The organism is Rhodococcus sp. P3_B8 (assembly GCF_056402775.1).
The window spans coordinates 1-9,508 of the sequence record NZ_JBFUGT010000257.1; the positions used below are offsets into that span (position 1 = coordinate 1).

At 67.3% G+C, this 9,508-nt stretch carries 9 protein-coding genes; 3 read left to right on the forward strand and 6 right to left on the reverse strand.

Features of this window, described 5'->3' with window-relative positions:
* The 3 genes from AC1D1G_RS36105 to AC1D1G_RS36115 all read right to left on the reverse strand — a co-directional run.
* Positions 1–905: HelD family protein (locus tag AC1D1G_RS36105; RefSeq protein WP_477955873.1), on the reverse strand; the 905-nt coding region annotated here is incomplete at its 3' end.
* A gap of 160 nt (positions 906–1,065) precedes the next feature.
* Positions 1,066–2,061: a DoxX family protein gene (locus AC1D1G_RS36110; protein ID WP_477955874.1), complete on the reverse strand. Its 996-nt coding sequence runs from the start codon at positions 2,059–2,061 to the stop codon at positions 1,066–1,068.
* Between the two features lie 168 nt (positions 2,062–2,229).
* A complete protein-coding gene (locus AC1D1G_RS36115; protein WP_477955875.1) occupies positions 2,230–2,919 on the reverse strand; it encodes an MBL fold metallo-hydrolase in 690 nt (229 codons plus the stop codon).
* A gap of 151 nt (positions 2,920–3,070) precedes the next feature.
* On the opposite strand from AC1D1G_RS36115, the gene uvrA reads away from it, so the two are divergent.
* The gene (gene uvrA, locus AC1D1G_RS36120) at positions 3,071–6,067 is read left to right on the forward strand and encodes an excinuclease ABC subunit UvrA (protein ID WP_105413723.1); all 2,997 of its coding nucleotides are present in this window, start codon (positions 3,071–3,073) and stop codon (positions 6,065–6,067) included.
* Between the two features lie 6 nt (positions 6,068–6,073).
* Here uvrA and AC1D1G_RS36125 read toward each other — a convergent pair whose 3' ends face one another.
* A complete protein-coding gene (locus AC1D1G_RS36125) occupies positions 6,074–6,820 on the reverse strand; it encodes an alpha/beta fold hydrolase (RefSeq protein ID WP_477955876.1) in 747 nt (248 codons plus the stop codon).
* A gap of 119 nt (positions 6,821–6,939) precedes the next feature.
* Between AC1D1G_RS36125 and AC1D1G_RS36130 the strand changes: the two genes are divergently transcribed.
* Positions 6,940–7,641 (forward strand): helix-turn-helix transcriptional regulator, encoded by a 702-nt coding sequence (locus tag AC1D1G_RS36130; RefSeq protein ID WP_477955878.1) that lies wholly within the window; start codon positions 6,940–6,942, stop codon positions 7,639–7,641.
* A 7-nt stretch (positions 7,642–7,648) separates the two neighbouring features.
* On the opposite strand, the gene AC1D1G_RS36135 is transcribed toward AC1D1G_RS36130, so the two are convergent.
* Together AC1D1G_RS36135 and AC1D1G_RS36140 are read right to left on the reverse strand one after the other, a co-directional pair.
* Positions 7,649–8,062: a DUF1801 domain-containing protein gene (locus tag AC1D1G_RS36135; RefSeq protein ID WP_283352510.1), complete on the reverse strand. Its 414-nt coding sequence runs from the start codon at positions 8,060–8,062 to the stop codon at positions 7,649–7,651.
* 1 nt (position 8,063) lies between these two features.
* Positions 8,064–8,447 carry a DUF1844 domain-containing protein gene (locus tag AC1D1G_RS36140; protein WP_009473626.1) on the reverse strand — a complete coding sequence of 128 codons (384 nt, stop codon included), beginning with the start codon at positions 8,445–8,447 and terminating at the stop codon, positions 8,064–8,066.
* Positions 8,448–8,824: 377 nt separating this feature from the next.
* Between AC1D1G_RS36140 and infC the strand changes: the two genes are divergently transcribed.
* Positions 8,825–9,481 carry a translation initiation factor IF-3 gene (gene infC, locus AC1D1G_RS36145; protein ID WP_477955880.1) on the forward strand — a complete coding sequence of 219 codons (657 nt, stop codon included), beginning with the start codon at positions 8,825–8,827 and terminating at the stop codon, positions 9,479–9,481.
* Positions 9,482–9,508: the final 27 nt, after the last annotated feature.

Sequence of the window (9,508 nt, forward strand, 5' to 3'; positions counted from 1 at the left end):
GCCTTCTTGAGCACGTCCAGCATGTCGAGCGAGCCCTTGATCTCGCCGGCGTCGAGGCTGTCCTCGACGGTGGCGCGGACGCCGGGGTAGAGGTCGCCGATGGTCGAGAGCAGCACACCGGTCTCGCCGAGCGACGGCAGCACCTGGCCGATGTAGTCGAGGAACGTGGCGTTGGGGCCGATGATGAGGACGCCGGCCTTCGCGAGCTGCTGCCGGTAGGTGTAGAGCAGGTAGGCGGCGCGGTGCAGAGCGACCGCGGTCTTGCCGGTTCCCGGTCCTCCCTGGACGACCAGCACACTCTTGTGCTCCGACCGGATGATGGCGTCCTGCTCACCCTGGATGGTCTCGACGATGTCGTTCATCTGACCGGTGCGGGCCGCGTTGAGCGCGGCGAGCAGTGCACTTTCACCCGCGACGCCGTCCGAGCCGGTGATCGTGCCCGCGGCCTCTGCCGCCGCCAGATCCAGATACTCGTCGTTGACGGCCGTCACTCGGCGGCTCCGCGTCCGGATGTGCCGTCGACGGGAGACGCCGTCGGGGGCTGCGGGGGTGGCGAGGTAGAACGGGCGGGCAAGGGGCGCACGCCAATCGAGGAGCATCGTCTCGTAGTCGTTCTCCTCGTCGAGGATGCCGAGCCGGCCGATGTAGCGGTGCTCGCCGTCGAGATCGATGCGTCCGAAGCACAGCCCGTTCTCGGCGGCGTCGTACTTGGCGAGGTCTTCGGTGTAGAGCTGGTTGAACGACTCCCGCTCGCTGCGGGCCTGCGGGGTCCCGCCGGTTTCGAGCAGTACACGGCTCAGCCGGTTCGCCGCGTACTGGCGAAGGCCGTCCAGTCGGGTGTAGAGCATCGTCACGTACTGCTGCTCGAGCTCGCGCTCGTCGCGTGACGTGTCCTCGTCGGGCAAGAGGTCTCCTTGACTGGTTCGGCTGCAACCGGATCGGCTGCAAAAGTGCCTGGACAGTCTAGTCGGCCCCGGAGGCCGCCCGCTGACATTGCAGGTCAGGGGTGATCTCCGGGGCCGATCAGATCGATTATCCGGCGCAGGTCGGCGCCGCGGCTCGGGGTCAGTGGGACAGTTCGTCCCGCTTCGCTCGGGCCTTCTCGAGCGCGGCTTCCGCCTGCTTGCGGGCCCGCTTGCTCAGCACCTCGCCGCGTTCTGCGGCGGTGCCGGCCCATTCGCCGCCCTTCTCGCGGGCGACCTCGGCCAACTCCGGGCCGCGTTCCTTCGCGACGTCGACGAGTTCCGCTCCGCGTTCCTTCGCCAGTTCGACGAGTTCCGCGCCGCGCTCCTTGGCGACCTCGGCCCACTCGGAGCCGTGTTCCTTGGCGACCTCGGCCCACTCGGAGCCGTGTTCCTTGGCGACCTCGGCCCACTCGGAGCCGTGTTCCTTCGCGACGTCCGCCCATTCGGGACCGCGATCCGCCGCGACCTTCGCGAATTCGGCGCCACGGTCTTTCGCGACCTCGAGGATTTCGGACCCGCGCTCGGCGGCCTCACCGGACAGGATGCGTGCGCGCTCCGACGCCGCGGCCAAAGCCTCCCCGATCTCGGGACCGTGATGGTCGTGACCCGATCCGAGCGGCAGAGCCGCGGCCACGGCCTCCTGTGCGTGCCGGGCGGCGCGACGGCCACGCCAGCCGAGGGACGGCTTGCCCTCGGTGTCGACGGCGGCGATCAGCAGTCCGCCGAGCAGGCTGACGTTCTTGAGGAACTGAGTGCGCTGCGCCGCTTTCTTCGCCGGGTCGRTCTCGTTCCAGAAGTCGTGYCCCACAACGGTAGTGGGCACGAGGCTGCCGGCCAGCGCGAGCGATGCGAGTCGCGGCGCCTTCCCGGTGGCGAGAAGAATTCCGCCGCCGATTTGCACGGCGGCGTTGATCTTGACCAACGTCTCCGGGTCGGACGGGATCTTCTGGGTGACGGACTCGGGGAGCGTCTCTGTGGACTTGTCGATCAGTGGTGCGGCGGCCTGTGCTCTCTGCGCCGGATTTCGAAGTGCATCGATCCCTCCGCTGATGAAGACTGCGGACAGCAGTGGGCGAGCGATACGACGGACAAGCATTCCTGGCCTCCCAATCTCGAGTTCTCCCGTCTCACACTAACGAGAGTTCAGGGCAGTCGTCGGCGTACGACCATGTTGCCGAACCGACAGGCTGCCCATTCACCAGTACCCAGGGAGGCCGATCGCCAATCGCGGACCGTCCGGTGCGCAATCGGCGATCGGATGCGGTCACCAGCCGCGCTCGCGCCACTCCCCGAGGTGGGGGCGCTCGGTGCCGAGGGTGGTGTCGTCACCGTGGCCGGGGTAGACGACCGTGTCGTCGCCGTAGCGGTCGAAGAGCTTGGTTTCGACGTCGGTGAGCAGTGATGCGAACTTGCCGGCGTCGGCGGTCTTGCCCACGCCGCCGGGGAAGAGGGAGTCACCGGTGAAGAGATGGACGCGTGTGCGGCCGGTCTCGGTGAGCGCGAGCGCGACGGAGCCGGGGGTGTGGCCGGCGAGATGGATCACGTCGAGAGTGACGTCGCCGACGGTGACCGTGTCACCGTCTTCCAGGAGACGGTCGGGCCGGATGGGCAGAGCGTCGGCGTCGAGTGGATGCGCGGCGGTGTCCACGCGGGTGGCGGCCGCGACGTCCTCCAGCGCCAGCCAGTGGTCGCCGTGCTGGTGCGTGGTGACGATCAGCTCGAGGGATGGAGCGTGTTCGCCGATCAACTGGTTGACGCGGTCCGCCTCGTTGGCGGCGTCGATGAGGACGGATTTTCCGGTTGTGGAACAGACGACCAGGTACACGTTGTTGTTCATGGGGCCGACGGACATCTTCGTGATCGTGGCTCCCGGAACCGTGCGGCGCTGCGGCGCCGAACCGGGGGAGACGTGGCCGGAGTACGAGTCTTCTATCACCATGGGCTGCTCGGTCATGATGGGGAGGCTACCGTCGAATACAGGCAGGTGAGTGGCAGGGCGGCCATGCGTCCCACAGAACGTGTCGGTGCCCCGGCTTACCATGGCACGGCCAGAGGGCCCAGCGTTCATGCGCGTCCTCGGCTGTCGAACAATGAAGGGACTTGGAGTGGCGGATCGCCTTATCGTGCGGGGTGCCCGTGAGCACAATCTGCGAGGGGTCGATCTCGATCTGCCCCGCGACAGCCTGATCGTGTTCACCGGGCTGTCGGGCTCGGGCAAGTCGAGTCTGGCGTTCGACACGATCTTCGCCGAGGGCCAGAGACGTTACGTCGAGTCGCTGTCGGCGTACGCGCGCCAATTCCTCGGCCAGATGGACAAGCCCGACGTCGACTTCATCGAGGGTCTGTCGCCGGCGGTGTCCATCGACCAGAAGTCGACCAACCGCAACCCGCGGTCGACGGTCGGCACCATCACGGAGGTTTACGACTACCTCCGTCTGCTGTACGCCCGGGCGGGCACCGCCCACTGCCCGGTGTGTGGCGAGCAGATCGCGCGGCAGACGCCGCAGCAGATCGTCGACCAGGTCCTCGACATGGAAGAAGGCACCCGCTTCCAGGTGCTCGCTCCCGTCGTGCGGACCCGCAAGGGTGAATTCGTCGACCTGTTCGACCAGCTCAACATGCAGGGCTATTCGCGTGTGCGAGTCGACGGCGTGGTGCATCCGCTCTCCGATCCGCCCAAGCTCAAGAAGCAGGAGAAGCACGACATCGAGGTCGTCGTCGACCGCCTCACCGTCAAGGCCAGCTCCAAGCAGCGACTCACCGATTCCGTCGAGACCGCGCTGCGGTTGGCGGAGGGCATCGTCGTCCTCGACTTCGTCGACCGCGAAGAGAACGCCGCAGACCGGGAACGTCGATTCTCGGAGAAGCTGGCGTGTCCGAACGGCCACGCGCTCTCCATCGACGACCTCGAGCCGCGGTCGTTCTCGTTCAACTCCCCGTACGGCGCCTGCCCCGAGTGCACCGGTCTCGGAATCCGTAAGGAGGTCGACCCGGACCTCGTTGTCCCCGACCCCGAGCTGTCCCTCGAGGACGGAGCCATCGCGCCGTGGTCGATGGGGCAGAGTTCCGAATACTTCGGCCGCTTGCTGTCCGGGCTCGGCGACATTCTCGGCTTCGACATGAAGACGCCGTGGAACAAGCTGCCCGCGAAGGCGCGCCGCGCGATCCTCGAGGGAAGTGAGGAGCAGGTCCACGTCCGGTACAAGAACCGGTACGGGCGTACCCGTTCCTACTACGCCGAGTTCGAGGGCGTCATGCCGTTCCTGCACCGCCGCCTCGAGCAGACCGAGTCGGACCAGATGAAGGAACGCTACGACGGCTACATGCGCGACACCCCCTGTCCCGCGTGTGGTGGTGCGCGTCTGCGCCCCGAGATCCTGTCGGTCACGATCGCGAACGAGAAGTTCGGTATGAAGTCGATCGCCGAGGTCTGCGAACTGTCGATCTCCGATTGCGCCGACTTCCTGAACAGCCTCACATTGGGCAGCCGCGAGGAGGCCATCGCCGGTCAGGTGCTCAAGGAGGTCCAGGCACGTCTCGGCTTCCTGCTCGACGTCGGCCTCGAATACCTGTCGCTCGCCCGCGCCGCCGGCACCCTGTCCGGTGGTGAGGCGCAGCGTATCCGCCTCGCCACCCAGATCGGTTCGGGCCTGGTGGGCGTCCTGTACGTGCTCGACGAGCCGTCGATCGGTCTGCATCAGCGCGACAACCGGCGTCTCATCGAGACCCTGACGCGCCTGCGCGACCTCGGGAACACGCTCATCGTGGTCGAACACGACGAAGACACCATTCGCACGTCCGACTGGGTGGTCGACATCGGACCGCTCGCCGGCGAGCACGGAGGCAAGGTCGTCCACAGCGGGCCGTACGAGGAACTACTCGACTGCGAGGAATCCCTCACCGGCGCGTACCTGTCGGGCCGCAGTCACATCGAGATTCCGGCCATCCGCCGACCGGTCGACCGCAAGCGGCAGGTCACGGTCATCGGTGCGCGCGAACACAACCTCGGGGGCATCGACGTCAGCTTCCCGCTGGGCGTGCTCACGTCGGTCACCGGCGTGTCCGGGTCCGGTAAGTCGACGCTCGTCAACGACATCCTCGCGACGGTGATGGCGAACAAGCTCAACGGCGCCCGCCAGGTGCCGGGCAGGCACACCCGCATCAACGGGCTCGACCAGCTGGACAAGCTCGTCCAGGTCGACCAGTCGCCGATCGGCCGCACCCCGCGGTCCAACGCGGCCACCTACACCGGGGTGTTCGACAAGATCCGCACCCTGTTCGCCGCCACCACCGAGTCGAAGGTGCGCGGCTACCAGCCGGGCCGGTTCTCGTTCAACGTGAAGGGCGGCCGGTGCGAGGCCTGCTCCGGAGACGGCACGTTGAAGATCGAAATGAACTTCCTGCCCGACGTGTACGTGCCGTGCGAGGTCTGCCACGGCGCCCGGTACAACCGCGAGACGCTCGAGGTCCACTACAAGGGCAAGACCATCGCCGAGGTCCTGGACATGCCGATCGAGGAGGCCGCGGAGTTCTTCGAGCCCATCACCTCGATCCACCGCTACCTCAAGACCCTGGTCGAGGTCGGTCTCGGGTACGTGCGGCTCGGCCAGCCCGCGCCCACGCTGTCCGGTGGTGAGGCGCAGCGCGTGAAACTCGCCGCCGAACTGCAGAAACGGTCGACGGGCCGCACGGTGTACATCCTCGACGAGCCCACGACGGGTCTGCACTTCGAGGACATCCGCAAGCTGCTGGGGGTGGTCAACGGGTTGGTCGACAAGGGCAACACGGTGATCGTGATCGAGCACAACCTCGACGTGATCAAGACGTCCGACTGGGTGGTCGACATGGGGCCCGAGGGCGGGTCCGGCGGCGGAACCGTCGTCGCACAGGGCACCCCGGAGGAGGTGGCGCAGGTTCCGGAGAGTTACACGGGGCGGTTCCTCGAAAACGTCCTCGAGGTGACGGCGCCTCCCGCTGCGGCGAAGTCGAAGGCGGCCAAGTCGTCGTCGACGCGGAAGTCCGCTTCGGCGAAGAAGACTGCCGCGGCCGCCACGGCGACACCGCGCAAGCGGGCGCCGAAGAAGGCCGCAGCAGTCGGCTGAGTTCGGTCAGTCCCTCGCGGCCGTGTYGATCGCGGTCGCGAGGTCTGCGGGCCGCGACCACATCGGCCAGTGGCCGGTCGGCAGATCGACGTAATCGACCTTCGCGATCTGCGCGAGTTCGGCGGCCATCGGATGGCCCGCGCCGGCCATCTGCTGGATGACCTCCGACGGGAAACTGGTGCAGATCACCGTGGTCGGCACGTCCAGACGGCTGCTGTCGACGAGTTCGAGCCTGTCCCTCGCCGGGCCGGCGGGTTCGGGCACCGCGCGGCTTCGAAATATCTCGAGCGTTGCGTCGTCCAGTCCGTCGAGGCTGCTGCCCTCGGCCTCGAGTTCGGACCACGACGGAAGCGGGATCTCGGTGACCGACGCATCGAGATCCTCCCGGAGTGCGGTGCCGTTCTGCAGCGGCCCCGAGTCGACGTAGACGATGCGGGCCAGCCGGCCGGGCACCCGGTCGCTCGCCGCGTAGGCCACCGGTCCCGCACCGCTGTGCGCGACGAGCACAACCCGCTCCGACGACGGTGTGTCCGCGACGACGTCCGCGATTGCGGAGATGTGATCGTCCAGTCGGATGCCGGCGCGGTCGCTGTCCGCGGAGTGAAGCCCGGGCAGGGTCACCGCGGTGACGTGGTGTCCTCGCCGGATCAGGTCGGAAGCCACTGCGTCCCAAGCCCATGCGCCGAGCCAGAATCCGGGAGCCAGGATGATGTGAGTGCCTGTGCTGTCGTGTGATTCGTTTGTCTGGGTCATGGGACAAGAGTGAACCCGCAACGGTGACATCTGCGTGTCACCGTAAGTGTCACAGTCGTATAACGGAATCGGTCGGCGAGAATCGGGACTTTGCCGCGGTCGTTCGGCAGACTGCCCTCATGGACCGTCCAGCCCGCCTTCACGCCCTGACGGAAGAATTACGCCGCGCGGGGGACCGGGGCCGGACCGCGGAGCAGTTGGCGGCGCAGTTCGAGGTGACCGCCCGGACGATCAAGCGGGACGTCGCCGTGCTGCAGTCCTCGGGCGCCCCGATCTGGGCCACTGCCGGGCCGGGTGGGGGATACGGGATCATCGGGGACGGCACGTTACCGCCCGTGAATTTCACTCCCGCTCAAGCGGTCTCGGTGGCACTGGCCCTGACGGCGTTTCGCGATGCTCCGTTCGCGACCGACGGCCGCGCCGCGCTGGCCAAGCTGCTCGACGTGATGGATTCCGAGTCGAGGGAGCGGGTGGAGCGCCTCGGCGCGAAGGTGTGGATCCGCCGAGACGCCGACACGGCGAGCGCGGAACCACGCGTCCGCCGCGTCGTCGAAGACGGATTGCAGCGCGAACTGATGGTGTCGCTCCGATATGTGGACCGGGACGGCGAGCGCACCGAGCGGGTCGTCGAACCGCACCTTCTCGCTCACGCGAGGGGATCGTGGTTCCTCATCGCGTGGTGCCTGAGCCGGGCGGGTGTGCGGTGGTTCCGGCTGGACCGGGTGTCCGACGCCACCCTCACCGGCCGGTCGTTCGTCCCGCGCGATCCGAGCCTTTTCGGCGAACCGCCTGCCGACGCGCGCAGCGTGTTCGAACGGTGAGATTCGATCAGAGCGCGCGGGCTGCGGCCACGGATCGGTTCAGCAACGAGACGAGAACCGACTCGTCGACGTCGGCGAGCTTCTTGACGTAGAGGCAGCCCTTGCCGAGTGTGTGCTTGCCGAGTGCGGCGAATTCGGCCTCGTGCTCGGTGAAGTCGAGCGAGAGGTACAGGGTGAGTGCCGCGGCCCGGGGCGAGAAGCCGATCAGTGCGGTATCGCCCTCGTGTCCGCTGGCATACCTGTAGTGGCGGGAGCCGAACCCGACGATGCTCGTGCCCCACATCGCGGCGGGCTCTCCGCTCGCAGCGGTGAGCAGCTCCACCAGTCGTACGCTGTCGGCGCGCTTGACCGGGTCGGCGATCGTGGCGAGGAACTCGTCGACGCCGGCAGGCGTCTGCGCGGTCTTGTTGCGGCTCGCCATGTCAGTACACGGGGCCGGTGTACTTCTCGCCCGGACCCTTGCCCGGCTCGTCCGGGTGCGAGGACGCCTCGCGGAACGCCCGCTGCAGCGCCTGGAGGCCTTCGCGGATCGGTCCCGCGTGCGGTCCGAGGTACTCGATGGACGCGGTCACCAGGCCGGCGAGGGCGGTGATGACCCGCCTGGCCTCGTCGAGGTCGCGGTGCGGGCTGGAGTCGGGGTCGGCGTCGGACAGGCCGAGCTTCTCGGCTGCCGAACTCATGAGCATGACCGCGGCGCGGCTGATGACCTCGACCGAGGGAACGTCGGCCAGTTCCCGGACGTCGGTATTCTGGTCACCGCCGGTCGGGGTGCCGTCGTTCGGGGTGTCATCGATGTTGTCCGTCATGCCTTAGAGGATTCCACCAGGGCCCTGTGGCGCAACGTCCCGGTATCGATTAGCTCGCGACGTGCGCAAATGTTACTCTTGACGCAACGACCGCCTTCGGATTTGTCGGGGGCAGCAAGTGGAGTCCGACTCCCACCTCTGCGCGGCAGGTAAAACTGCAGTTCAGTGGTCCGGTCGCTCGGTCCGAGGTTACTCGGTTCGAGTTCCTCGAATGTGAGGAGATGAGGGATCGGCGTGAGCCGTGAGTTCGTCTGATCGGTCGACATCGGGCCCCGCATGGTGAGAGTCATTCACCGCCGCGGGGCTTTTTTGTTGGGAATCCGGGCGTACGGGCTGCTGGCGGTCTCGAGACAAGACCGTTCAACCTAGGAGGCCCCATCAGCACTGAGACCCGCATCAACGATCGCATCCGAGTTCCCGAGGTCCGCCTCGTCGGACCCGGAGGTGAACAGGTTGGCATCGTGCGTGTTGAAGATGCACTCCGCTTGGCCCTCGAGGCCGATCTCGACCTGGTCGAGGTGGCCCCCGACGCTCGCCCGCCGGTCTGCAAGATCATGGACTACGGCAAGTTCAAGTACGAGGCCGCGCAGAAGGCGCGTGAGTCGCGCAAGAACCAGCAGCTCACGGTCATCAAGGAGCAGAAGCTCCGCCCCAAGATCGACGATCACGACTACGAGACGAAGAAGCGCAACGTCGTGCGCTTCCTCGAAGCGGGATCCAAGGTCAAGGTCACGATCATGTTCCGCGGACGTGAGCAGTCGCGTCCGGAGCTCGGATTCCGGCTGCTGCAGCGTCTCGGTGCAGACGTCGCGGATCTCGGGTTCGTGGAGACGTCCGCCAAGCAGGACGGTCGAAACATGACGATGGTGCTCGCTCCGCACAAGGGCGCGAAGACCCGTGTGAAGGCGCAGGAAAGCGCCGCTGCGCCGCCGGCGCAGCGGGCAACTCCCGCGCCGGCCGCACCGACACAGGCTCCGGCGGCACCTGCGGAGCAGGCGGGCGACAGTGCGCCCGGCGAAGCGCCGACCAGCTAGTCCGACTACACCAGCACGACCCGGATC